The sequence below is a fragment of the Pseudomonas sp. PDM30 genome, assembly GCF_019218985.1.
Lineage (GTDB): Bacteria > Pseudomonadota > Gammaproteobacteria > Pseudomonadales > Pseudomonadaceae > Aquipseudomonas > Aquipseudomonas jessenii.
The window spans coordinates 647,897-673,079 of sequence record NZ_JAHUWM010000001.1 but is presented as its reverse complement, the minus strand read 5'-3'; the positions used below and the strand labels follow the sequence as shown (position 1 = coordinate 673,079).

The 25,183-nt window shown below is 60.8% G+C and carries 21 protein-coding genes; 8 read left to right on the top strand and 13 right to left on the bottom strand.

Features of this window, described 5'->3' with window-relative positions; genetic code table 11:
- Window positions 1–30: 30 nt before the first annotated feature.
- Window positions 31–771: a YciK family oxidoreductase gene (locus KW840_RS03145; protein WP_007999919.1), complete on the top strand. Its 741-nt coding sequence runs from the start codon at window positions 31–33 to the stop codon at window positions 769–771.
- A gap of 377 nt (window positions 772–1,148) precedes the next feature.
- The gene (locus KW840_RS03140) at window positions 1,149–2,075 is read left to right on the top strand and encodes a GGDEF domain-containing protein (protein ID WP_057713764.1); all 927 of its coding nucleotides are present in this window, start codon (window positions 1,149–1,151) and stop codon (window positions 2,073–2,075) included.
- Between the two features lie 138 nt (window positions 2,076–2,213).
- Here KW840_RS03140 and KW840_RS03135 read toward each other — a convergent pair whose 3' ends face one another.
- The 7 genes from KW840_RS03135 to KW840_RS03105 form a co-directional block, all read right to left on the bottom strand.
- A complete protein-coding gene (locus KW840_RS03135; RefSeq protein WP_219733187.1) occupies window positions 2,214–2,975 on the bottom strand; it encodes a TenA family transcriptional regulator in 762 nt (253 codons plus the stop codon).
- 76 nt (window positions 2,976–3,051) lie between these two features.
- Window positions 3,052–5,511 carry an EAL domain-containing protein gene (locus tag KW840_RS03130; protein WP_090457153.1) on the bottom strand — a complete coding sequence of 820 codons (2,460 nt, stop codon included), beginning with the start codon at window positions 5,509–5,511 and terminating at the stop codon, window positions 3,052–3,054.
- A gap of 187 nt (window positions 5,512–5,698) precedes the next feature.
- Window positions 5,699–7,516, bottom strand: coding sequence for an ABC transporter ATP-binding protein (locus tag KW840_RS03125; protein ID WP_218494428.1), 1,818 nt, complete (start codon window positions 7,514–7,516; stop codon window positions 5,699–5,701).
- The gene (locus KW840_RS03120) at window positions 7,509–8,144 is read right to left on the bottom strand and encodes a DsbA family protein (protein WP_057713760.1); all 636 of its coding nucleotides are present in this window, start codon (window positions 8,142–8,144) and stop codon (window positions 7,509–7,511) included. Before KW840_RS03120 ends, KW840_RS03125 begins: the two co-directional genes overlap by 8 nt.
- A gap of 3 nt (window positions 8,145–8,147) precedes the next feature.
- Window positions 8,148–9,089, bottom strand: a complete 942-nt coding sequence (locus KW840_RS03115) for a rhodanese-related sulfurtransferase (protein ID WP_090457157.1) — start codon at window positions 9,087–9,089, stop codon at window positions 8,148–8,150.
- A gap of 102 nt (window positions 9,090–9,191) precedes the next feature.
- Entirely contained in the window at window positions 9,192–9,491 is a 300-nt protein-coding gene (locus KW840_RS03110) for a BolA family transcriptional regulator (RefSeq protein WP_102702334.1), read from the bottom strand.
- Between the two features lie 12 nt (window positions 9,492–9,503).
- Window positions 9,504–10,028, bottom strand: coding sequence for a DUF2059 domain-containing protein (locus tag KW840_RS03105; protein WP_007997268.1), 525 nt, complete (start codon window positions 10,026–10,028; stop codon window positions 9,504–9,506).
- A gap of 191 nt (window positions 10,029–10,219) precedes the next feature.
- Between KW840_RS03105 and KW840_RS03100 the strand changes: the two genes are divergently transcribed.
- Window positions 10,220–11,614: a class II fumarate hydratase gene (locus tag KW840_RS03100; protein ID WP_057713757.1), complete on the top strand. Its 1,395-nt coding sequence runs from the start codon at window positions 10,220–10,222 to the stop codon at window positions 11,612–11,614.
- A gap of 130 nt (window positions 11,615–11,744) precedes the next feature.
- On the opposite strand, the gene KW840_RS03095 is transcribed toward KW840_RS03100, so the two are convergent.
- The 3 genes from KW840_RS03095 to pap all read right to left on the bottom strand — a co-directional run bounded on the left by KW840_RS03095 (window position 11,745) and on the right by pap (window position 15,774).
- Entirely contained in the window at window positions 11,745–12,704 is a 960-nt protein-coding gene (locus tag KW840_RS03095; protein WP_057713756.1) for a DMT family transporter, read from the bottom strand.
- Between the two features lie 262 nt (window positions 12,705–12,966).
- Window positions 12,967–14,151: a thiolase family protein gene (locus tag KW840_RS03090; RefSeq protein WP_218494427.1), complete on the bottom strand. Its 1,185-nt coding sequence runs from the start codon at window positions 14,149–14,151 to the stop codon at window positions 12,967–12,969.
- Window positions 14,152–14,253: 102 nt separating this feature from the next.
- Window positions 14,254–15,774, bottom strand: coding sequence for a polyphosphate:AMP phosphotransferase (gene pap, locus KW840_RS03085; RefSeq protein WP_218494426.1), 1,521 nt, complete (start codon window positions 15,772–15,774; stop codon window positions 14,254–14,256).
- 329 nt (window positions 15,775–16,103) lie between these two features.
- Here pap and mnmC point away from each other — a divergent pair, with 329 nt between their 5' ends.
- The 5 genes from mnmC (at window position 16,104) to KW840_RS03060 (ending at window position 23,561) form a co-directional block, all read left to right on the top strand.
- Window positions 16,104–18,083 carry a bifunctional tRNA (5-methylaminomethyl-2-thiouridine)(34)-methyltransferase MnmD/FAD-dependent 5-carboxymethylaminomethyl-2-thiouridine(34) oxidoreductase MnmC gene (gene mnmC / locus KW840_RS03080; RefSeq protein ID WP_218494425.1) on the top strand — a complete coding sequence of 660 codons (1,980 nt, stop codon included), beginning with the start codon at window positions 16,104–16,106 and terminating at the stop codon, window positions 18,081–18,083.
- Window positions 18,084–18,253: 170 nt separating this feature from the next.
- Window positions 18,254–20,026, top strand: coding sequence for an N-acetylglutaminylglutamine amidotransferase (locus KW840_RS03075; protein WP_218494424.1), 1,773 nt, complete (start codon window positions 18,254–18,256; stop codon window positions 20,024–20,026).
- Window positions 20,027–20,029: 3 nt separating this feature from the next.
- Complete coding sequence (ngg, locus tag KW840_RS03070) at window positions 20,030–21,778, top strand: N-acetylglutaminylglutamine synthetase (protein WP_218494423.1); 1,749 nt, start codon at window positions 20,030–20,032, stop codon at window positions 21,776–21,778.
- A gap of 156 nt (window positions 21,779–21,934) precedes the next feature.
- The gene (locus KW840_RS03065) at window positions 21,935–23,125 is read left to right on the top strand and encodes an osmoprotectant NAGGN system M42 family peptidase (protein ID WP_218494422.1); all 1,191 of its coding nucleotides are present in this window, start codon (window positions 21,935–21,937) and stop codon (window positions 23,123–23,125) included.
- Between the two features lie 208 nt (window positions 23,126–23,333).
- On the top strand, window positions 23,334–23,561 hold the full coding sequence (locus tag KW840_RS03060; protein WP_056727184.1) for a YheU family protein: 228 nt from the start codon (window positions 23,334–23,336) through the stop codon (window positions 23,559–23,561).
- A gap of 5 nt (window positions 23,562–23,566) precedes the next feature.
- Here the strand turns inward: KW840_RS03060 and csrA are convergent, their stop codons facing one another.
- From csrA to KW840_RS03045, 3 genes are all read right to left on the bottom strand, one after another.
- Entirely contained in the window at window positions 23,567–23,752 is a 186-nt protein-coding gene (gene csrA / locus KW840_RS03055; RefSeq protein WP_057713749.1) for a carbon storage regulator CsrA, read from the bottom strand.
- Between the two features lie 154 nt (window positions 23,753–23,906).
- Window positions 23,907–24,239 (bottom strand): YnfA family protein, encoded by a 333-nt coding sequence (locus tag KW840_RS03050; protein WP_057713748.1) that lies wholly within the window; start codon window positions 24,237–24,239, stop codon window positions 23,907–23,909.
- 64 nt (window positions 24,240–24,303) lie between these two features.
- Entirely contained in the window at window positions 24,304–25,119 is an 816-nt protein-coding gene (locus KW840_RS03045) for an SDR family oxidoreductase (RefSeq protein WP_057713747.1), read from the bottom strand.
- Window positions 25,120–25,183 lie beyond the last annotated feature (64 nt).

Here is a 25,183-nt window from a genome sequence, read left to right as displayed (position 1 = left end):
TGACCTGAAGAATTTTCGTAGAGGTTTTTTATGTTTGATTATTCCGCCCGCCCCGAACTGCTCAAGGATCGGGTCATTCTGGTCACCGGCGCAGGACGCGGTATCGGTGCCGCAGCGGCAAAAACCTACGCGGCACACGGCGCAACCGTGCTGCTGTTGGGCAAGACCGAAGCCAACCTGACCCAGGTCTACGACGAAATCGAAGCCGCCGGCCATCCACAACCGGCAGTCATCCCCTTCAACCTCGAAACCGCCCTGCCCCATCAATACGATGAGCTGGCAGCGATGATCGAAAGCGAATTCGGGCATCTCGACGGTCTCCTGCACAATGCCTCGATCATCGGCCCGCGCACGCCGATCGAGCAGCTTTCCGGCGAAAACTTCATGCGGGTCATGCAAGTCAACGTCAATGCCATGTTCATGCTCACCAGCACCCTGCTGCCGCTGCTCAAGTTGTCGCAGGATGCCTCGGTGGTGTTCACTTCCAGCAGCGTCGGCCGCAAGGGGCGTGCGTATTGGGGCGCTTACGGCGTCTCCAAATTCGCCACTGAAGGCTTGATGCAAACCCTGGCTGACGAAGTCGATACCGTGGCCCCGGTGCGCTCCAACAGCATCAACCCGGGCGCCACCCGCACCAGCATGCGCGCCCAGGCTTACCCGGGTGAAAACCCACTGAACAACCCGACGCCCGAGGAGATCATGCCGGTCTACCTTTACCTGATGGGCCCGGACAGCACCGGTATCAATGGCCAGGCGTTCAACGCCCAGTAACGACCGTACGTCGCTTTTTAGTGCCGCGCCAGCTTCCTGTCGCGGCACTTGAAGGCTCTCGGGTTCGAGCCAGGCACCTGTCAAACAAACGTCACACGCCGCGCTACACAGGCAGCAGACAACCAACAACCCATTGATTTAATAGAGTTTTCATTCGGATGAACCGAATGGCACGACTTTCGCTCTAAGTTTGCTCAGACACGTAAAGTGAAAGCAGACGGGGGTGAAGCTTGAGCGCAGAGATTACTCATCTTCTACAAAGCGGATTAAACTTGTACGAAATGTCCTACGGGACTGACGGACCAGTACGACGCGCAGCCCTAAGCCGCTCTCACCCTGCTTGTAAGACAGCCTTACTGCTTAGGGGCGCATGCCTTATGAAACCACCTTCCCAGACCAACGCAATTGACTTCGATAGCGCCAAATTGCAGCGCCTGGGCTTTGGTCAGCAGCCGCCTCTCCTGGAAAGACCTGTCAGTCTTGCGCAATTGCGCCAGCAACTGAGCCTGCAGTTGCAAACCAGTCTGGAGCCGCAACGCATTCTTGGGACGTTCTATCGCGAGATTCAGCGGTTGGTACCGTTGGACGCCTTGTGCTACCAGCACAAGAGCAGTGACCTGCGCCTGGAGTTCGGCCAACGCGGCCACCACTCCATCAGTTACAGCCTCAGCCACGAAGGCGAACACCTGGGTGAGCTGATCTTCCGTCGCAATCAGCGTTTCAGCGAACAGGATCAGGGCAATCTCGAATCACTGCTAGCCGCACTGCTTTTCCCGATGCGCAATGCGCTGCTGTACCGTACCGCCACCCAAAGCGCACTGCGCGACCCGCTGACGGGTGCCGGTAACCGCATCGCCATGGACCAGACGCTGCAAAGGGAAATCGAACTGTCCCGGCGCCATCTGCAACCGTTGTCAGTACTGATGCTGGACATCGATCATTTCAAGCTAGTCAATGATACCCATGGCCACAGCACAGGTGATGACGTGCTCAAGGCGGTCGCCGCCACGATCAAAAACCAGCTGCGCAACGTGGACATGGTGTTCCGCTATGGCGGCGAGGAGTTCCTGATCCTGCTGTCGAATACCTGTCGCGAGGCCGCGGCCATGGTCGGTGAGCGGCTGCGGTTTGCAGCCCAGTCTGAAGAGTACCTGGCCGATGGTCACAGGATCCTGCTGACGGTCAGCCTCGGCTGTTCGACCCTGTTGCCCGGCGAGTCTGCCGAAAGTCTGTTGCGACGGGCAGACAGCGCGTTGTATGTAGCCAAGCGCGAAGGTCGTAACCGGCTGGAGATGGCGGGCTGATTTTTCAGCCACGACACAAACCAAAGTGGGAGCGGGCTTGCTCGCGAATGGGATCTGACTTTCAACGATGATGTTGACTGACAGTCCGTATTCGCGAACAGGCTCGCTCCCACAGTTGTTTTTCAAGCAGCGATTGAATCAGCCTTCGGCCAATGCCATCCGCTCACGCACGACCGGTACCCACTCTGCGTGCTCCATTTGCATGCAACGTTCGAGAAACAGGTACATATAGTCGTAGCTCTTGCAAACGGCCTGACGCAACTCCACCTGCAGGGATTTGCCGGGGTTGGTGCCCGCCAATGTGCAGATGATCTCAAGGGCTTCCCATGGATGGGCATCGTCGTACTGGGCATGCATCTTCAGCCACTTCATCGCCCGCTTACGATCTTCCTCGGGGAACGAGGCGGCGTAGATACCGTTGGAACACACTACCGCCGACCATTCCCCGGTCGCTCCTTCGATGGCGTAGTTGGTGGCGGCAATCGCAACGATCAGCGAGTCGGCTGAACTGGTGTGCCAGCACCAATGGCTCAGGGCGTGAAGCTCGGGGGGAACCTGCTGAGCCTGCAGCTCTTCCAGGCTGACACCGTGCGCGCGACTCCAGTTCACCCAGTAATCGGCGTGGTTCAGTTCGACGCGGATGTTACGCATCAGCCAGCGACGGGCCATGTCTTCGCCGGGATGACGGGCAAAGCGGGTCTTGGTCAGGTTTTGTGCCATATACAACGCGAACTGTTCGACCACCGGCCAGCCACCGATCAGGTACTGGCGCATGGTCTTCGCACTGAGTTTGTTGTCTCGCATGCGTTGGTACAGTTCGTGTTCGACAACCCGGCGCTTGCTCTCGCTGCAATCCTGGATCAGGCGCTGGGCCCAGGCAGGGTAACTTGCAGCTTCCATGAGCGGTCCGGTTCGGTTGAATGTATCGATCACTGTCGAGCTCCTTTTGATTGTGATTGTAAGACCGGCAGGAGTCTCAACGGAACGTGCCAGGCGCCTTGAACAACAGCGGTTGCGGCCTGGCGGGACGACTTAACAGACTATCACTGGTAAACAACTGCGGGCGTTCAATCACATACCCTTGAGCGTAATCCACCCCGATCTCCAGCAATGCCTGCTCGATCTGGGGCGTTTCGACAAACTCGGCAATCGTGCGCTTACCCATCACATGGCCAATGTGATTGATCACTTCGACCATGGCGCGGTTAATCGGGTCGTCCAGCATATCCTTTACGAAACTCCCGTCGATCTTCAGGAAGTCTACAGGCAAATGTTTCAGGTACGCGAATGAGGACATTCCGGCGCAAAAGTCATCCAGCGAAAAATGGCAGCCTAAGCCTTTGAGTTCATTAATGAATCGAATGGCGCTGCCAAGATTTGAAATGGCACTGGTTTCAGTAATTTCAAAACAAATCATTTCAGGCGGAATCGAATACGTCACAAACTGTTCGCGCAAGAAGTCCAGAAACGCCTCATCCCCAATCGTCGTGCCTGACAGATTGATCGCACACATGGCCAGCGGTCCGTGGCCTTGCTCGGCCCGGCATTGGGCGATGATCTTGAACACGTTCTGCACCACCCAACGATCAAGCGAGCTCATCAGGCCATAGCGTTCAGCTGCCGGAATGAAGCTGTCGGGCAAGATCATCCGCCCGGCTTCATCATGTAATCGCAGCAGGATTTCAATGTGCCCGCCGTCCTGATCGACATGACCCAAGGGGGCAATTTCCTGGGCGTACAGGCAGAAGCGGTCTTCCTCCAGCGCCATGTGCAAACGCTGCACCCAGGCCATCTCGCCGAAGCGCAGGGACAATTCCGAGTCATCCGGATGATAGACCTGGACCCGGTTCCGACCCTTTTCCTTGGCCATGTAGCACGCCATGTCGGCAGCACGCAGCGAGGCTTCGAGCGTCGTCGGGTTCTGCGCGACATGGACCAGCCCGATACTGACAGTGGTCACGAAAGGCCGGCCTTTCCAGACAAAATGCAGATTCTGCACCGTCTGGCGCAGGCTTTCGGCAATTTTCTCCGCCGCTTCCGGTGCGCAGTTTTCCAGCAGGATGCCGAACTCGTCGCCGCCAAGGCGCGCCAGGGTGTCGCCTTCGCGCAGCCCCGATTGCAACAGCGCGCAGATGTGCCGCAGCAGTTCGTCCCCCGCCGCGTGGCCGCAGGTGTCGTTGACCAGCTTGAACTGGTCCAGATCGAGGAACATCAGGGCATGGCGACCCGAATGGCGGGTCAGGTTGTGCAGCGCCTGTTCCAGGCGATATTCGAACTCGCGACGGTTGGCAAGGCCGGTCAAGGCATCGTGGGTCGCCTGCCACGACAGATTGGCGATGTACTGCCGCTCCTGGGTCATGTCATGCAGCACCAGCACCGTCCCGCTGACTTTTCCGGCATTGCGGATGGGCGCGCCCACCAGCGTGACCGACACCGTGCTGCCGTCCAGGCGTTGAATCAACTTGGAGTGTTCACTGCCGCCACTGAGCTGGCCGCTCAGAATATGCTCGATCAGGGTGAAACCATCGGTCTGGGCATTTTCGTCCAACAGGTTGAACAGCGCCGCCAGCGGCAATCCCGTCGCCTGCTCGGCCTTCCAGTGGGTCATCGCCTCGGCCGCCGGATTCATGTAGGCGATTGCACCGGAAACATCCGTGGTGATCACCCCATCACCAATTGATTGCAGGGTGATCTGCGCCCGTTCTTTTTCCAGTTGCAGCGCATCGGCGAACGCATGGCGCTGCTTGAGCAGTTTATGGGTGCGCATCAGCGCCAGCGCAATCAATCCAAGAGCAGTGGCGAGGTTAGTCAGCAGCAGCAAACGAAGAATGACCCGCGAACCTTCACCCAAGGCATCGCTGAACGCCTTTGCCGCCGGCGTCACACCGTCGTTGATGGCGAAAATCTGCTCCTTCCAGCGCTGTACGTCCGCGCCGGAGGCCGGGCCGGCAGTGATGTGCTGATGCATGTCCCGCGCAACGTCATCGAGCTGGACCAGATAGGCATCCCCCACGGTCCAAAGGTTGATGGCTTTTTCGAGATAACTGAAGTGACGAAAGTTGAGGTACAGCCAGATCAGGCTGGAAACGTCTTCCGGGTGGTTGCCACCCTTGAGAATCGCCACACGTGCCGCCTCTATATTCGGCGGTTGATGATCCAGCGCCACGCGCAACTCATGCCCGCCCTGAGGCACGGAAATGGCGTGCTGGTATTTACGAAAAATCGCTTCGTCGCCGCTGTCGGCATAGAGGTTGAGGTAATAGATTGCGTCCTTCTGGCCCTTGGACCAGAGGCTTTCCCCAGCAACATAGCCGCGAACCGCCGACAGTACGTAAAGGCTAACGCCGCCCAACAAGGCTTGAAACACTACAACGGCGATAAATGGCCAGACGATGCCCAACAGCCGTGGCGTTCCGAGAGTCCGCGTTTGATTCATGAGGTCCCTTGCATTAGCACCGCTTGCTCGTCTTCCGGACGAAATCGCTATAGCTAGACTAGGTTGCGATTCCGATCCCGGCAAGCGACAAGCTATGCCCGGAGGGAATATCGCAGCCACTGAATTCGGCCGCGATGATGTTTTTTATAGTATTGAAGTGGCGCCCTGCAACCTTGATATCATTTCACTACAACCGCTGCAAATGCCCATACAGCTTGGCGTACAGGCCACCGTCGGCAATCAGTTGCTGATGATCGCCATCCTCGGCAATTTGCCCGCCGTCGAACACCAGCACACGGTCGGCCTGTTTTACCGCCGAAAGGCGGTGGGCAATGATCAACGTGGTGCGGTTGCTCAGAAACCGCGCCAAGGCCTGGTGCAGGTTGTATTCGGTGGCGGCATCCAGCGCAGAGGTGGCTTCGTCGAGGATCACCACCTTGGGCTCGGCCAGTACCATCCGGGCGATGGCCAGGCGTTGACGTTGCCCGCCGGACAACCGCACCCCGGAGCGCCCGACGATGCTGTCCAGGCCCTTGGGCAAATCCCGGACCGTACCGTGCAATTGGGCGATTTCCAGCGCCTGCCAGCAGGCCTCGTCACTGCGCTCGCGGCCCATGGTCAGGTTGGCCCGGATGGTATCGTTGAACAGCGCCGGATGTTGCAGGACCACGGCAACATTTTCCCGCACGGTTTCCAGGCCGATCTCCTGCTGGGTCGAACCGCCGAAGCGAATGGTTCCGGCCAACGGCGTGTACAGGCCCAGCAGCAGTTGCACCAGCGTGCTCTTGCCGCCACCACTGGCGCCGACGATCGCGACCTTTTCGCCAGGGGCGATGGACAGGTTCATCTGGTTCAGGACCAGTTCATCACCGTAACCGAAGCTCAACCCTTGTACTTCCAGCCCGACCGTCTCGCGACCGACGAAAGGGTCGATGCCGCCCGGGTATTGGGGCTCATCGGCTCGGGACAGCAACTCGTTGATCCGCGACAGCGCACCGCCGGCAGCGTAGTAGGCATATTGCAGGTTCAGCAACTGTTCAACCGGGCCGATCATGAACCACAGGTAGCTGAACACCGCGAGCATCTGGCCGATTGAAAGGTCGGAAAACAGCACGGTGAGCATCGCCGCGGCCCGGAAAATATCGATACCGAACTGGAACAGCAAACCGCTGGCCCGGTTCGATGCATCGGTTTTCCATTGCGAATTCACCGCATAGTCACGCACGTCCCGGGCGCGCTGGCCCAAGCGACCGAGGAAAAACCCCTGGCGGTTGCCGGCGCGAACTTCCTGGATGGCATCCAGCGTTTCGGTCAGCGCCTGGGTAAAGCGTGAAGTGCTGTCGTTCTCGAGTTTCTTCAGATGTTTGACCCGCTTGCCCAACTGCACCGTGGCATAGATCACCAGCGGGTTGAACAGCAGAATCAGCAAAGCCAGCTGCCAGTGCATCCACATCAGAATGCCCGCCGTGCCGACCAGGGTCAGCATGGCCACGAGGAAACGGCTGAGGGTTTCGCCGACGAATTTGTCCAGCGTGTCCAGGTCGGTGACCAGGTGCGTAGTCACCGTTCCGCTGCCCAGGCTTTCGTATTCGCCCAGGGAGATACCCTTGAGACGCTCGATCAGGCGTATGCGAATGCGGTAGACGATGTCCTTGGCCAACCCGGCGAACAATTTCGCCTGCACCACGTTGAACAGCAGAGCCGTGCAACGCAGGGTCAAGGTCACCACCAGCATCAGGCCGATGTAGCCAGCGGCCTTCTGCCAGCCTTCGGGCAGCACGTGGTTCATGATCTTCAGCGCGGCATCACCATGCCCCAGCAACACCTCGTCCACCAGCAACGGCAGGAGCAAGGGAATCGGCACGCTGCACAAGGTCGCCAGCACGGCTACGCCGTTGGCGATCCACAGGGATTTCTTGTGATGCAGGGCCAGGCGGCGGATTTCCGCCCAGCTCAGACGGTCGACACATTTAGCGGGTGCGACATCATCAGGCAGGTCATGCACAGGCAGCACGCTCCAGCCAGCGGCCGAGCAGCGGGGACAACTCGCTCAACGGCTGATAGCCATTGGTCAACAACGCCAGTTGGCCGTTACGCTCGGCCAGCAGGGTGGGGAAACCGGCAATGCCCAGGTCCTGGACCCAGGTGAAATCGGCTTCAGTCGCAGTGTGCATGTCGGCACGGTCGAAAGCGGCGGCGAACTCGATGCGCGGCACGCCGGCCTGCTCGGCCAGTTCCACCAGCACGCTGGCGCGGGTGACGTCCCGACCTTCGACATAAAACGCATGCTGAATCAGCCCGAGCAGCTTCCAGGCACAATCCGGCGCCAGTCCGCGCGCCGTCACCAGTGCCCGGCAGGCAGGCTCGGTGTCGTAGACAAAGCCATCGGGTAACGCGCCCTCAAACTTGAAGGGCTGGCCGGTGGCCTCGGTGACCGCCTGCCAGTGCTCAAGAATGTAGCGTCGGGTGGTCGGCTCCAGCGCCGCACCGCTACCGGTGCGCAAACCACCCACGATCAAGTGCACATCCACACCCGCGGCTTGCGCCTGCTCGACCAGTGACTTGGCCACGGGGGCAAACCCCCAGCACCAGGAACACATCGGGTCCATCACATAGAGCAGGCGCGCAGACATGGTTCAGGCCTCGGAAGATGCTTGCTTGTAGTTGAAGCCGATCGGGTGAGGCTGGTTACGAGCCTTGGCCAGTTCGATCTGCTTCTGCCGGTCGATCGCACTGCGACGGGTCTTCTCGCTCAGCTTATCCCAGCAATGCGGGCAACTGATGCCGGCCACGTAATGCTCGGACGCGCGGTCTTCCACACTCACAGGCGTGCGGCAGGCATGACATTGATCGTAGTCGCCCTCGCTCAGGTCGTGACGAACGGTCACGCGGTTGTCGAACACGAAGCAATCGCCCTGCCACTTGGTTTCTTCCTGCGGCACCTCCTCGAGGTACTTCAGGATGCCACCCTTGAGGTGAAAGACCTCACCGTAGCCCTCGCTGAGCATGTAGCTCGAGGCCTTCTCGCAGCGGATGCCGCCAGTGCAGAACATCGCGACCTTCTTGTGCACGGCCGGGTCGAAGTTGGCTTTGATGTAATCGGGAAATTCGCGAAAACTGGTGGTTTTCGGGTCGATGGCGCCTTCGAAGGTACCGATCGAGACTTCGTAGTCGTTACGGGTGTCGATCAACAACACTTCCGGGTCGCTGATCAGCGCGTTCCAGTCCTGTGGATCGACGTAGGTGCCGACCTTTTTGTTCGGGTCCACGCCTTCCACGCCGAGGGTGACGATTTCTTTCTTGAGTTTGACCTTGGTGCGGTAGAACGGCTGCTCGTCGCAGTACGACTCTTTGTGGTCGATGTCGTCCATGCGCGGGTCGTTCTTGAGCCAGGCCATCAGCCCGTCGATGCCTTCGCGGCTGCCGGACACGGTGCCGTTGATGCCTTCTTCGGCAATCAGCAGCGTGCCTTTGATGCCGTTGTCGACCATCGCTTGCAGCAGGGGCTCGCGCAGGGCGACGTAATCTTCCAGGGTGACGAACTTATACAGTGCCGCCACGACAATCTGTTGTGTCATGGGTAAATCTCCAGGTGGCTACCCTCGTAAGGGGTGAACCGGATGCGAAAAAAAACGCGCCGGGTTAGCGGCGCGTTGGGCATTCTAACAAAAAACCGGAGTTTAGTGCTTGCTGCCGCCGGCACAGGTCGGCGAGGCCGGAGCTGCGTCAATCTGTGCCCATTCTTCTGGCGTGTAGGTATGCAGCGCCAACGCATGGAACTCTCCCATCAGCTCGCCGAGCGTGCCGTAGACCTTCTGGTGGCGCTTGACCCGGTTCAGGCCTTCGAACTGCGTACTGACCACCACAGCCTTGAAATGGGTTTGCAGCCCACGGCTGTGCATGTGGCTTTCATCCAGCACTTGCAGATGCTCGGGCTGAAGCAGGGCCAGCGTCGATTCGATGCGTTGTTGCATGGTCATACCGAACTCCGCTTAAGGCTTTTTCTTGGCTGGGGCGGCTGCGTCTTTCGGCGTCAGCTCGGCGGTCATGTCAGCCAGCAGCTTGTTGACCACCGGCACTGCGCTTTCCAGCTTGGCCTGGGTCATCTGGGCCGACTGCTGGGTCAGCTGAGGCATTTTTTCCAGGACTTTCTTGCCCAGTGGCGACTGGTAGAACGCAACCAGGTCCTTGAGCTCGGATTCGGTGAAGTTGGTGGTGTAGAGCTTGACCATGTCCGGTTTCAGCTTGTTCCAGCCAATGGCCTGGTCCAGAGCGGCGTTGGCCTTGGCCTGGTAGGTTTCCAGCACAGCCTTTTTCGACTCAGGGGCTTTGGTCTGTTCGAAACGCTGGGCAAACATCTGCTGTACTTGCATGTACACCGGGGTGCCCAGTTTGTCAGCGTGCGCCATGGTCAGGAAAGCCTCGGCACTGGCGTTATGGCTGGCGGTGTCGGCAAGAACCTGGCCGCTGGCGCAGACCAAAGCAACGGCGGTACAGATGGCACGAAGACGAGTCATCGAGTTTCCTTTTCTAGCTGGCGAGGTAAGACCCCAAGGGCGTCCATTCTGCGCCTAAAAAAGTGTGTCGCTCAACCCCAAGCCTTGTCGCACCTGATTTAGAGGGGTTGAATGGTCAAATTCAGACTGATGGAACCACGGCCGTCGATCACGGCCTAAACTGCGCAATCGGACCTACAGGAGTGAGCAAGATGAGCCGTATCGAAACCGACAGCCTCGGCCAGGTTGAAGTCCCGGATGAAGCCTATTGGGGCGCTCAGACGCAACGCTCGCTGATCAACTTCGCCATCGGCAACGAACGCATGCCGCTGGCCGTGTTGCATGCCCTGGCGCTGATCAAGAAAGCCGCGGCACGGGTCAATGATCGCAATGGCGACGTGCCCGCCGATATCGCCCGCCTGATCGAGCAGGCGGCCGACGAGGTGCTCGCCGGCGACCACGACGACCAGTTTCCGCTGGTGGTCTGGCAAACCGGCAGCGGTACCCAGAGCAACATGAACGTCAATGAAGTGATCGCCGGTCGCGCCAACGAGCTGGCCGGCAACCCCCGTGGCGGCAAGTCCCCGGTGCACCCCAACGATCACGTCAATCGCTCCCAGAGCTCCAACGACTGCTTCCCCACCGCCATGCATATCGCGGCTGTCCAGGCGGTGCAACAGCACTTGCTGCCGGCGATCAGCGAACTGTCTGGCGGGCTGGCCGAACTGGCCGCACGCCACATGAAACTGGTCAAGACCGGCCGCACCCACATGATGGATGCGACACCCATCAGCTTCGGCCAGGAGATCTCAGCCTTCATCGCGCAACTCGATTACGCCGAGCGGGCGATCCGCAGCGCACTGCCCTCGGTCTGCGAACTGGCCCAGGGTGGAACGGCCGTCGGCACCGGGCTCAATTCACCCCACGGCTTCGGTGAGGCCATCGCCGCAGAATTGGCCGCCCTCTCCGGTTTGCCGTTTATCACCGCGCCGAACAAGTTTGCCGCGCTGGCCGGTCATGAGCCGCTGACCACGCTGTCCGGCGCGCTGAAAACCCTCGCCGTGACGCTGATGAAAATCGCCAACGATCTGCGCCTGCTGGGTTCCGGCCCGCGCGCCGGCTTCGCCGAAGTCAGGCTGCCGGCCAATGAACCGGGCAGTTCGATCATGCCGGGCAAGGTCAACCCGACCCAATGCGAAGCGCTGTCGATGCTGGCCTGCCAGGTATTGGGCAACGATGTCGCCATCGGCTTTGCCGCCAGTCAGGGCCACTTGCAGCTCAACGTGTTCAAACCGGTGATCATCCACAACCTGCTGCAATCGATCCGTTTACTGGCGGATGGCTGCAGCAACTTCCAGCAGCACTGCGTGGCCGGTCTGGAGCCGGATGCGGAAAAAATGGCTGAGCACCTGGAGCGTGGCTTGATGCTGGTGACGGCACTCAACCCGCACATCGGCTATGACAAATCGGCGGAGATCGCCAAGAAAGCCTATAGCGAAGGCCTGACCTTGCGCGAGGCGGCGTTGCAGCTCGGGTATCTGACAGACGAAGAGTTCGATGCGTGGGTGAGGCCGGAGAACATGCTGGAGGCTGGGGCCAAGGGCTGAATCGGCAGCGCCTGATCGTCCGTCATCGCGGGCAAGCCGCGCTCCCACAGGTTTTGCGTCGTTCATTGATACTGTGGACGACGCAAACCCTGTGGGAGCGTGGCTTGCCCGCGATGAACGATAACGCGGTCTAACTGGCTGCCATCCGCACCTTCCGCGCCTTCAGCCCGGCAATCAACGAGGGCCCCAACGCCACCAGCGCCGACCCCAGCACCACCAGCACCGCACCGCCATATCCCAGGCCATTGATCGTCTCGGCATGCACATAGTCGGGCCACAGCCACGCAGCCATGGCAACCGCGGCAAAGGTCACCAACGGCGTGATGGCCAGCGTCGCGCTGACCCGGGAGGCTTCCCAATGGGCCAGGGCCTCGGCAAACGCGCCATAGGCAATCAGCGTGTTGAGGCAGCACGCCAGCAGCAACCAACCCTGCAAGGGGCTTAATTGCAACGCTTCGAGCGGATGCACCCACGGCGTCAACAGCGCCGCGCAGAACAGGTAGATCACCATCATCACCTGCAGCGAATTCCACACCGTCAGCAATTGCTTCTGCCCCAGGGCATAGAAGGTCCAGACCGTGGACGCCAGCAACACAAGCAGCACACCGGCGGTGTAGTCGGTCAGAGACGTGAGCAACTCACTCAAGCGCTGGTTGAAAAACAGCGCAAAGCCGATCAGCAGTACCAGCAGGCCAATCCCCTGCCCCAGGCTGAAACGCTCCTTGAACACAAACAGACTGGCGATCAGCAGCATGATCGGTCCCATCTGCACTACCAGTTGCGCCGTACCGGGGCTGAGCAGGTTCAGGCCCATCAGATACAACACATAGTTACCGACCAGGCCGAGCACCGCCATCAGCACCAACCAGCCACCACGAGGACCGAGCACCTTGCGGCTGGGCAGACGCCTGGTGGCCGCCAGGTAAATGAACAGGCAGCCGCCGGATACCATCAGGCGAAACCAGGTCACCGTCACCGGGTCCATTACCAGCAACACTTGTTTGAGCTTGATCGGCAGGATTCCCCACAACAACGCGGTCAACAAGGCCAGGAACAGACCGTAACCCCAGCGACCCGATGAAATGTGCATGTGAACCCCAACGCCAACTGACAGGAGTCGACATTCTAGGCCCGCTGCGGTGGCGTACACAGGCACAGTTTCGGTCTGGCCGCGAATGAAACTGTGCGGGTCGTAATCTTCAGGTGATTTTTTTGACCGTGGCGCACCCATCGCGAGCAAGCTCGCTCCCACAGGTTTTGCGACGTACACAACATTTGTGATCGCCGCTGAACACTGTGGGAGCGAGCTTGCTCGCGATGACTATCGAACTGACAACGAGAAATATCGAGGCTTACCGCACCGCTTCAAACAGCCCGGTTGCCCCCATCCCGCCACCCACGCACATGGTGACGATGCCGTACCTCAGATTGCGTCGCTGCAATTCACGAACCAGATGCCCGACCTGGCGCGAGCCGGTCATGCCGAACGGGTGACCGATGGAAATCGAGCCGCCGTTGACGTTGTACCGGGCGTTGTCGATTTCCAGGCGATTGCGGCTGTACAGGCACTGCGAGGCGAACGCTTCGTTGAGTTCCCACAGGTCGATGTCGTCAATCCGCAAGCCTTTGGCCTTGAGCAGTTTCGGTACCGAAAACACCGGGCCGATGCCCATCTCGTCCGGCGCGCAACCGGCCACGGTAAAGCCGCGGAAGAACGCTTTCGGCTTGAGCCCCAGTTCCAGCGCTTTCTCCAGGCTCATCACCAGGGTCATGGACGCGCCGTCAGACAGCTGCGAAGAGTTGCCCGCCGTGACCGAGCCATCTTCGGCGAACACCGGCTTCAACCCGGTCAGACTTTCCAGGGTGGTGTCCGGGCGGTTGCAGTCATCGCTGTCGACAATGCCGTCGAGGATCTGTGCCTGACCTGTGGCCTTGTCTTCAACGCGATACTTCACCGACATCGGCACGATTTCATCAGTGAACAGCCCGGCGGCCTGAGCCTCTGCGGTGCGCTGCTGGCTTTGCAACGCATACAGGTCCTGCTCTTGGCGGCTGACGTTGTACCGACGCGCGACGATTTCAGCAGTCTGGCCCATCGGGAAGTAGATGCCCGGCACCTGTTCCTTGAGCAGCGGGTTGATCAGGTTGTCGGTGTTGACGCTCTTCATGGTCAGGCTGATGGACTCGACGCCGCCGGCGACGATGATGTCGCTGCAACCCGAAGCGATCTGGTTGGCGGCAATGGCGATCGCCTGCAGGCCCGAGGAACAGAACCGGTTGAGGGTCATGCCGGCCGTGCCGATGCCCAGGCGCGAGAGCACCGCGACATTGCGACCGATATTGAAACCCTGGGCGCCTTCGTTGGAGCCGGCGCCAACGATGCAGTCCTCGACGCTCGCCGGATCGATACCGGTGCGCGCCAACAGTGCATCGACACAGTGTGCCGCCATGTCGTCCGGGCGGGTCATGTTGAATTTACCGCGAAAGGATTTGGCCAGGCCGGTCCGCACGCTGTCGACGATCACCACTTCACGCATGACATACCTCATTGTTGTTATCGGTTGAGAGTGGACCGAGCATAAGTCCAGCTCTTCACCGACCGCGACGATCATTCACCCCGCGTATGCGTAACCATGGCCTCAATCCTTGTCCTTACGCTTGCGTTCATGCCGGGCAGTTTTTTCGAAAGCCTCCTCCAGTGCCCGGTTGATGGTGCGCAAGACTTTGATCCGCGCCCAGCGTTTGTCGTTGGCTTCCACCAGGGTCCATGGCGCAATCTCGGTGCTGGTACGGTCGACCATGTCGCCGACCGCCGTGCGATAGTCGTCCCATTTATCACGGTTGCGCCAGTCGTCCTCAGTGATCTTGAAGCGTTTGAAGGGGATCTTTTCGCGCTCTTCGAAGCGCTCCAGTTGCGTCTGTTTGTCGATGGACAGCCAGAACTTGACCACGATCACACCGGCGTCGGTGAGCTGTTCTTCGAAATCGTTGATTTCACCGTAGGCACGCAGCCAGTCTGCCGGGCTGCAAAAACCTTCGATGCGCTCCACCAACACCCGGCCATACCAGGAGCGGTCGAACACGGTGAACTTGCCCCGGGCCGGCAGGTGCCGCCAGAAGCGCCACAGATACGGTTGCGCCCGTTCTTCCTCGGTGGGCGCGGCAATCGGCACGATGCTGTACTGGCGCGGATCAAGCGCTGCCGCTACCCGGCGGATCGCCCCGCCCTTGCCGGCCGCGTCGTTGCCTTCGAACACCGCCACCAGCGCGTGGCGGCGCATGCGTTTGTCACGCATCAACCCGGAAAACCGCGCCTGCTCGGTGATCAGTTGTTCTTCGTAATCTTCTTTGTCCAACTGCAGGGTCAGGTCCAGGCTGTCGATCAGGTTCACTTGATCGACACTGGGGAACACTGGCGCGGCGCTGACCTTTTCCGGATGGATCTTCGGTCGCTTCAATGCGCCCTGCAGGCCCGCCAGCAGAATCCGCCCCACGGCCAGGCTGCGATAATGGGCATCCGCCCCGGCGATCACATGCCAGGGTGCATAAACGCGGCTGGTGCGGCGCAACGCCCGTTCACCATACTTCACGAACCTGTCGTAGGTTTGCGACTGCTGCCAGTCCAGCGGGCTGATGCGCCAGCTGTGCAGCGGGTCGTCGGCCAGTGCCTTGAGGCGTGCCTTCATTTGCTTCTTTGAAAGGTGAAACCAGAACTTGAAGATCAGCGCACCTTCATCGCAGAGCATCTTTTCCAGGCGCTCGGCGGCATTGATCGCCTGATCCAGGCGCGGATCCTTGAACTCGCCATGGACCCGCCCCTGCAGCATCTGGCTGTACCAGTTGCCGAAGAAAATCCCCATGCGCCCCTTGGCCGGGAGCATCCGCCAGTACCGCCAGGCCGGTGGCCGCGCCAGTTCTTCGTCGGTTTGCTGATCGAACGTGCGGACCTCGATCAGGCGCGGGTCCATCCACTCGTTGAGCACCTTGATCGTCTCACCCTTGCCGGCACCTTCGATGCCATTGATCAAAATGATCACCGGGAAGCGGCGTTGCTGCTGCAATTCGAATTGCGCTTCGAGCAACGCTTCGCGCAGGGCCGGGATTTCGGCGTCGTAGGTTTCTTTGTCGATGGCGTGATCGATTTCGGCGGATTCAAACATGGGCGGCTCCCTTCCAGATGTGAGCAAGACTAGCGGATGGACCTGAAGGTCAGTGGAGATTTTCCGGATGGTTGCGGATTCCTGTGGCGAGGGGGCTTGCCCCCGTTGGGTTGCGAAGCAGCCCTGAATCAACCAACCGGGCCTGTCAGGTAAATCCGGTTGGCTGATTTTACGACTGCTTCGCAGCCGAACGGGGGCAAGCCCCCTCGCCACAGGGCTTTGTGCAGGTTGATGATTTTCCCGGTTTCAGCCCGTTCATACCTTGCCACGGATCAAGCACCACACCTTCAATCGGCTAGAATGGCCGCCTTGCCGCTGCAGAGCCTGCCATGAAACCTGTATTGCCCCACGCCCAGCTCGACTGGGACGACCAAGGTCGCCCGTATTCGCGAGTGTTCGACGATGTGTACTTCTCCGACAAGTCAGGGCTGGATGAAACCCGCTATGTATTCATCGAGCAGAATCGACTGGCCGAACGCTTTGCCGCCTTGCCCGAGGGTGGGCGGCTGGTCATCGGTGAGACGGGGTTCGGCACCGGGCTGAATTTTTTGTGCGCCTGGCAGGTGTTCGAGCAACACGCAGCGGCCGGAGCGCGGCTGCATTTTGTCAGCGTAGAGAAATACCCGTTGAGCCCGGCCGACTTGCAACGTGCCCTGGCACTGTGGCCGGAACTCAAGGTATTTGCCGATCAACTGCTTGAGCAATACGTGGCCATCCATCAGGGTTTTCAGCGCCTGACGCTGGACCACGGCCGCGTCACCCTGACGCTGCTGATCGGCGATGCACTGGAGCAACTGCCGCAACTCGATGCCCGAATCGACGCCTGGTTCCTCGACGGTTTCGCCCCGGCGAAAAACCCCGACATGTGGACCGCCGAACTGTTTGCCGAGCTGGCTCGCCTGGCCGCTCCCGGTGCATCCATCAGCACCTTCACCAGCACCGGCTGGGTGCGGCGCCTGCTCAACGCCGCCGGCTTCAAGATGAAACGCACCCCCGGCATCGGCCACAAATGGGAGATCCTGCGCGGTGAGTTCCTCGGCTGGCCCCTGGAAACGCCGGCCCCGGCCCTGGATAAACCCTGGTTCGCCCGCCCGGCCCCGCTGACCAGCGAGCGCCAGGCACTGGTGATCGGTGCCGGCCTGGCCGGTTGTGCCAGCGCCGCCAGCCTCGCCGCGCGGGGCTGGCAAGTGACATTGCTGGAGCGCCACGACGCCATCGCCCGGGAAGCCTCGGGCAACCCGCAGGGTGTGCTCTACCTGAAGTTATCCGCCCATGGCACGGCGCTGTCGCAAATGATCGTCAGTGGATTCGGCTACACCCGACGTCTGCTCGAACACTTGCAACGGGGCCGCGACTGGGACGATTGTGGCGTGCTGCAACTGGCCTTCAACGCCAAGGAAGCCGAACGCCAGGCGCAATTGGCCGCGGCGTTTCCAGCGGACTTGCTGCACCTGCTGGATCAACCCGAAGCACAGGCCGTGGCCGGTATCGGACTGGCACACGGCGGCCTGTTCTATCCCGAAGGCGGCTGGGTCCACCCACCGGCGCTGTGCCAGTGGCAGGCTGCGCATCCACAGATTCAATTGCTCACCCATCACGATGCGCTGGAACTGCGCAAGGTTGAAGGCCGTTGGCAAGCCTGGGACGGCGAGCGATTGCTTGCCAGCGCCCCCGCGGTGGTGCTCGCCGGGGCCGCTGAAATCCAGCGTTTCCCCGAGAGCGCCGAGCTGCCGCTCAAGCGCATTCGCGGGCAAATCACCCGCTTGGCGCAAACTCCGCAAAGCCAGGCCCTGAGCACCGTGGTGTGTGCCGAAGGCTATGTCGCCCCCGCCCGTTTGGGCGAACACACCCTGGGGGCCAGTTTCGATTTCAAGAGCGATGACCTGACACCGACCACGGCAGAACACTTGGGCAACCTGGCCATGCTCGAAGAGATTTCCCACGATCTGGTCGAGCGTTTACAGGCCGATAAACTTGCGCCTGAAAGTCTCCAGGGTCGCGCTGCTTTTCGCTGCACCAGCCCCGATTACTTGCCAATCGTCGGCCCCTTGGCCGACACCCAGGCGTTCACTCAGGCGTATGCGGCGCTGGGCAAGGATGCCCGGCAGGTGCCGGACGTCGAATGCCCATGGCTTGACGGTTTGTACGTCAACAGCGGTCACGGCTCGCGCGGCCTGATCACCGCGCCGCTGTCCGCAGAACTGCTGGCAGCCTGGCTGGACAACGAACCCCTGCCGTTGCCCAGAAGCGTGGCCGAAGCCTGTCACCCCAACCGATTTGCCCTGCGACGCCTGATCCGGGGCAAGTAGTCGATACAGCAGCCGAAGTCGCCCTCACGGGGCGATTCGGCCGTGGTCTGGCCCGCATATAACTCATCGATCTAAAACTCCCCTTACCGAGGAGGGTCACTTTCTGAGTACCCGCCGTTTCGGCGCGGTATCGATCGACCCTCCCCAACGGAAAAACCGGTAAGGAATTTATGTGCGGATTAGCTGGCGAGTTACGTTTTGATCATCAACCTGCAGACCTTGCAGCCATTGAACGAATCACCCATCACCTGGCCCCCCGCGGCCCCGACGCCTGGGGTTTTCATAGCCAGGGGCCGGTTGCCCTGGGCCATCGGCGCCTGAAGATCATGGACCTGTCGGACGGTTCGGCGCAGCCGATGATCGACCCGCAACTGGGCCTGTCCATGGCCTTCAACGGGGCGATCTACAACTTTCCGGAACTGCGCGCGGAACTTGAAAGCCTGGGTTACGCCTTCTATTCCGGTGGCGACACCGAAGTGTTGCTCAAGGGTTATCACGCCTGGGGCGAAGCCTTGCTGCCAAAACTCAACGGCATGTTTGCCTTTGCCGTTTGGGAGCGCGATGCCCAACGCCTGTTCATCGCCCGCGACCGTCTCGGCGTGAAACCGCTGTACCTGTCGCGCACCGACCAGCGCTTGCGCTTCGCCTCGGCGCTGCCGGCATTGCTCAAGGGCGGCGACATCAACCCGATCCTCGATCCCGTGGCGCTCAATCACTATCTGAATTTCCACTCCGTGGTCCCGGCACCGCGCACTTTGCTGGCGGGCATTGAAAAACTGCCGCCGGCCACCTGGATGCGCATCGAAGCCGATGGTCGCACCGAGCAGAAAACCTGGTGGACCCTACCCTACGGCCCTCACGCCGATGAGACGAATCTGACCCTCGATGACTGGCGCGACCGTGTGCTCGACAGCACCCGCGAAGCGGTAGCGATTCGTCAGCGTGCGGCGGTGGACGTCGGCGTGCTGCTGTCCGGCGGTGTCGATTCAAGCCTGCTGGTGGGTCTGTTGCGGGAAGTCGGCGTGGACAATCTGTCGACCTTCTCCATCGGCTTCCAGGATGCCGGCGGCGAACGTGGAGACGAGTTCCAGTATTCGGACCTGATCGCCCGACACTACGGCACGCAGCACCATCAACTGCGCATCGACGAAAAGGAAATCATCGAACAACTGCCCGCCGCGTTCCGTGCCATGAGCGAACCGATGGTCAGCCATGACTGCATCGCCTTCTACCTGTTGTCACGGGAGGTGGCCAAACACTGCAAGGTCGTCCAGAGCGGCCAGGGCGCCGATGAACTGTTCGCCGGTTACCACTGGTATCCGCAAGTGGACGGCGCGAGTGATCCGTATGCCGCGTACCGCGAAGCGTTTTTCGACCGCAGTTACGACGACTACGCCGCCACCGTGCAACCGAAATGGCTGACCGCGAATGACGCTGCCGGTGACTTCGTCAAAGCGCATTTCGCCCAGCCCGGTGCCGATGCAGCGGTGGACAAGGCCTTGCGTCTGGACAGCACGGTGATGCTGGTGGACGACCCGGTCAAACGGGTCGACAACATGACCATGGCCTGGGGCCTGGAAGCGCGCACGCCGTTTCTCGATTACCGCCTGGTGGAGCTGTCGGCACGGATTCCGGGACGTTTCAAACTGCCGGACGGCGGCAAGCAAGTCTTGAAAGAAGCCGCGCGACAAGTGATTCCCAGTGAAGTGATCGACCGCAAGAAAGGTTACTTCCCGGTGCCGGGCCTCAAGCATTTGCAGGGCGATACGCTGGAATGGGTGCGCGAGCTGCTGCTCGATCCCAGCCAGGATCGCGGCCTGTTCAACCCCGCGATGCTCGACCGTCTGCTGTCTGATCCACAGGGGCAATTGACACCGTTGCGCGGCTCGAAGCTGTGGCAACTGGCGGCCCTCAACCTGTGGCTCAGCGAACAAGGAATCTGACCGATGAAACCTCACGCCACGGCTTTCAGCCAACGCCTGTTGCGCGGCCAGTCGCCCTCCTACGAACGCTTGCAAGCACGTCTGGCCGAGGATGGCAGTGAACTCGGCGGGGCGCCGATTGCCGTGCATTGCGGCTGGGGGCGCTTGCTGATCGGCCACACCTTTGCCGATGCCGCGAGCCTGGCCGGGGAGTTGCTCAACGAGCAGCCCGGCGAGCGGGACATTGCCCTATACGTCGCCGCGCCCCAGCAAGTGCTGGGGCTGGAGCCGACGCAGCTGTTCCTCGACCCGTCCGATACCTTGCGTCTGTGGTTCAGCGACTACCGTCAGGCGACCCGGGTGTTTCGCGGTTTCCGCATTCGACGCGCGCAAAGCGATGCCGACTGGCAGGCGATCAATCAGCTGTATCAGGCCCGCGGCATGTTGCCGATCGATGCCACCCTGCTGACGCCGCGCCATCTGGGCGGCCCGGTGTACTGGCTGGCCGAAGACGAGGACAGCGGCGCGGTCATCGGCAGCGTCATGGGCCTCAACCACCACAAGGCCTTCAACGACCCGGAAAACGGCAGCAGCCTGTGGTGCCTGGCGGTCGACCCGCATTGTGCGCGGCCGGGTGTCGGTGAAGTGTTGGTGCGGCATTTGATCGAACACTTCATGAGTCGCGGGCTCGCCTGCCTCGACCTGTCGGTGCTGCACGACAACCGCCAGGCGAAAAACCTTTACGCCAAGCTCGGGTTTCGCAACCTGACGACCTTCGCCATCAAGCGCAAGAACGGCATCAATCAGCCACTGTTTCTCGGGCCCGGCCCGGAAGCCGCGTTCAACCCCTACGCGCGGATCATTGTCGAAGAAGCACACCGTCGTGGCATCGATGTGCACGTCGATGACGCCGACGCCGGGATGTTCACCCTCAGCCATGGCGGGCGCCGGGTACGCTGCCGTGAATCCCTGAGCGACCTGACCAGCGCCGTCAGCATGACCCTGTGCCAGGACAAAAGCCTGACCCACAAAGTGCTAAAGGCAGCAGGGTTGAATCTGCCAGCGCAGCAACTGGCGGGTAACGCCGATGACAATCTGGCCTTCCTCGATGAACACCAGCGCGTGGTGGTCAAGCCACTGGATGGTGAACAGGGCCAAGGGGTGGCGGTGGATTTGCGCACCATAGAGGAAGTGCAACAAGCCATAGAAGCCGCTCGCCACTTCGACAGCCGCGTGCTGCTGGAAAGTTTCCACGAAGGCCTGGACCTGCGCATTGTGGTGATCGGTTTTGAAGTGGTCGCCGCCGCCATTCGCCGGCCAGCCGAAGTGGTCGGCGACGGCCAACACTCCATCGGTGCATTGATCGAAGCCCAGAGCCGACGGCGACAGGCGGCCACGGGCGGCGAAAGCAAGATCCCGCAGGACCAGGAAACCCTGCGCACCTTGCGTGCCGCCGGATACGACTACAACAGCATTCTGCCGGCCGGTGAGCACCTGTTCGTACGGCGCACGGCGAATCTTCATACCGGCGGCGTGCTTGAGGATGTCACGGCGATCCTGCACCCGACGCTGGTGGACGCCGCCGTCCGCGCGGCTCGGGCGCTGGACATTCCCATGGTCGGCCTCGACTTGATGGTGTGCGCCGCTGACCAGCCGGACTATGTGTTTATCGAAGCCAACGAACGGGCCGGGCTGGCCAACCACGAACCGCAGCCGACGGCGGAGCGGTTTGTGGATCTGTTGTTTCCGTACAGTCAGCCGGTGGTCTCTTAGCCATGTGTTGGCTGGGCTGATGCCATCGCGAGCAAGCTCGCTCCCACCTGTGATCGCATTTCCCTGTGGGAGCGAGCTTGCTCGCGATGGCGGCCTGACAGGCAAAACAAATCCCTCATCGAAACCATCGATGCGCTCAACTCATCAGGAGTTTCCATGACCAGCAAAATCCCCGAACCGGACCTCGGCTATTTGCAAAAAGTGCTGCTGGAAATGCTCGCCATTCCCAGCCCCACCGGGTTCACCGACACCATCGTGCGCTACGTCGCCGAACGTCTTGAAGAACTGGGCATTCCCTTCGAGCTGACCCGTCGCGGCACCATCCGCGCCACGCTCAAGGGCAAGAAGAACAGCCCCGACCGCGCCGTTTCCGCCCATCTGGACACCATCGGCGCGGCGGTGCGTGCAGTAAAGGACAACGGCCGCCTGACCCTCGCGCCCGTCGGCTGCTGGTCCAGCCGCTTTGCCGAGGGCAGCCGGGTCAGCCTGTTTACCGACAATGGCGTGATCCGCGGCAGCGTCTTGCCGCTGATGGCTTCCGGGCACGCATTCAATACCGCCGTGGATGAGATGCCGATCAGTTGGGATCACATCGAATTGCGTCTGGACGCCTACTGCGCCACCCGTGCCGACTGCGAGTCGCTGGGCATCAGCGTCGGCGATTTCGTCGCCTTCGACCCGCTGCCGGAGTTCACCGAAAGCGGCCACATCAGCGCCCGTCACCTCGACGACAAGGCCGGGGTGGCCGCACTGCTGGCGGCGCTCAAGGCCATTGTCGACAGTGGTGAAGAGCTGATGATCGACTGCCATCCGCTGTTCACCATCACCGAAGAAACCGGCAGCGGCGCGGCGGCGGCGCTGCCCTGGGACGTCAGTGAGTTCGTCGGCATCGACATCGCACCGGTCGCCCCTGGCCAACATTCCAGCGAGCATGCAGTGAGCATCGCGATGCAGGATTCCGGCGGGCCGTATGACTATCACCTGTCGCGCCACCTCCTGCGCCTGGCCAGCGACAACGACTTGCCGGCACGCCGGGACCTGTTCCGCTACTACTTCAGCGACGCCCATTCAGCGGTGACCGCCGGCCACGACATTCGCACCGCCCTGCTCGCCTTCGGCTGCGATGCCACCCACGGTTACGAGCGCACCCACATCGACAGCCTCGCCGCCCTGAGCCGCCTGCTCGGTGCATATATCCTCAGCCCGCCCGTGTTTGCCAGCGATGCGCAACCGGCCAAAGGCTCACTGGACCGCTTCAGCCATCAGCTTGAACATGACACACAGATGGAAAGCGATACACGGGTGCCGTCGGTGGACAGCCTGGTGGGGCAGCGGTCGGAGAACTGAGTTGAGTCACTGAGATATTCGGTGTCTGATCTGACGCCTTCGCGAGCAAGCCCGCTCCCACAGTTGACCGGGTTACTCCAGGAAAATGCGGTCGAATGTGGGAGCGGGCTTGCTCGCGAAGGCAATCTGTCAGACAACACAAAATCCCGGGCTGGCTGTCCTCGGCCAATCGCCGTAGCATCGCGCCATTGATCCAACCGAGGTGCCTATGCTGATCCCCCACGACCAACTTCAAGTCGACACCCTCACCCGCCTGATCGAGGATTTCGTGACCCGCGACGGCACGGACAATGGTGACGACACTCCCCTGGAAACCCGCGTACTGCGCGTGCGCCAGGCCTTGACCAAGGGTCAGGCACTGATTGTCTTCGACCCGGAAAGCGAGCAGTGCCAACTGATGCTCAAGCACGATGTGCCCAAGCACCTGTTTGACTGAGGTCTTCAGCGTCCCTTGGTTTTCGCCAGTTTGTTCTGGATGCGTTCGTAGATTTCACAGCGGTGCACATTGACGTCCTGAGGCGCTTCAACGCCAAAGCGGATGTTGCTTCCGTTGATCGCGAGAACGCGCACGGAAATGTTTTCACCGATGGAAATGGTTTCGCCCACAACGCGAGTGAGTACGAGCATGAGGAGTGTCCTTCAGGGGTTTCTGGCCCTTGAAGATGCCCGGCCCGCGGTACGCCTACAATGCTCCGACAGCAAACCAGACCGGACTGACAGCCCTTGACGCACACCACTTACGGAAAGGTCTGACAGACCGGTTGATTGTAGGACCGATCTGTCAGGACGCGGAGAATCGCGGCCCGAACAGAATGATGCTCGCGCCGATCACACACAGCGCCACGCCGAGCCAGTCCGAACCCAGCGGACGAATCCGCTCGACCACGGCCAGCCAGCCGATTGAGGCAATGATGTAGATGCCGCCGTAAGCGGCGTAGGCGCGGCCGGCGTAGGTGGCTTCGATCCGGGTCAGCAGCAGGGCGAACAGGGTCAGGCTCAGGAGCGCCGGCACCACCCACCACATGCTTTTCCCCTGGCGCAGCCACATCCAGAAAGCAAAGCAACCGGCAATTTCGAACAGCGCGGCGACGAAAAACCACAGGTAATTAAGCATGCAAGCGTCTCGCGAGGATGGCCGATGGCGGCCACCCTAACCACAGCGTTGCCTGCGGGCAAGATCAGCTTGCGGATTGCCTGGCCTTGGCGCGCATTTTGTCGGCCATGGCGGTCATTTCGTTGTAGAGCAATTGCGGGTTCTTCTGCTTGATCGCCCAGGCCATGCGGCCCTGTTCGTGGGGCAGAATCATGAACTCGCCGGCGGCGACCTGCTGATAGATGTAGTCGGCGATGTCGGCGGCGCTGATGGGCGAGCTTTCCAGCAACTTGCCGACCTGGGCTTTCATGGCCGGGGTCGGACCACGGAAGGAGTCCAGCAGGTTGGTCTGGAAGAACGACGGACACACCACATGCACGCCGACTTCCTGATGCGCCAGTTCGATCAGCAGGCTTTCGGACAATGCCACCACGCCCGCCTTGGCCACGTTGTAGTTGCTCATCGCCGGGCCTTGCATCAGCGCGGCCATGGACGCGATGTTAATGATCTTGCCTTTGCTTTTTTCCAGCAGTGGCAGGAAAGCCTTGCAGCCCTTGACCACGCCCATCAGGTTGATCGCGATCTGCCAGTCCCAGTCCTCCAGGGACAACTCACTGAAGAACCCGCCAGACGCTACACCCGCGTTATTGACGATGACATCGATGCCGCCGAGTTTGACCTCGCAGGCCTGGGCGAACGCTGTCAACTGGCTGTAATCGCGTACGTCGCAGCGCTGGATGAAACCGTCGCCGCCCGCTTCGCGGACCAGCTTGAGGGTTTCCTGCAAGCCGGGCTCGCTGACGTCCGACAAAGCCAGTTGCCAGCCTTCACGCGCCCAGCGCAGCGCGATTTCGCGACCCAGGCCAGAGCCTGCACCAGTGATCATCATGCGATTTTGCATAGCAGACAGCCTTGTTGTTCTTGGAAGATGCACCGAGTGTAGCGAAGGAAATTGCCCGACCCAC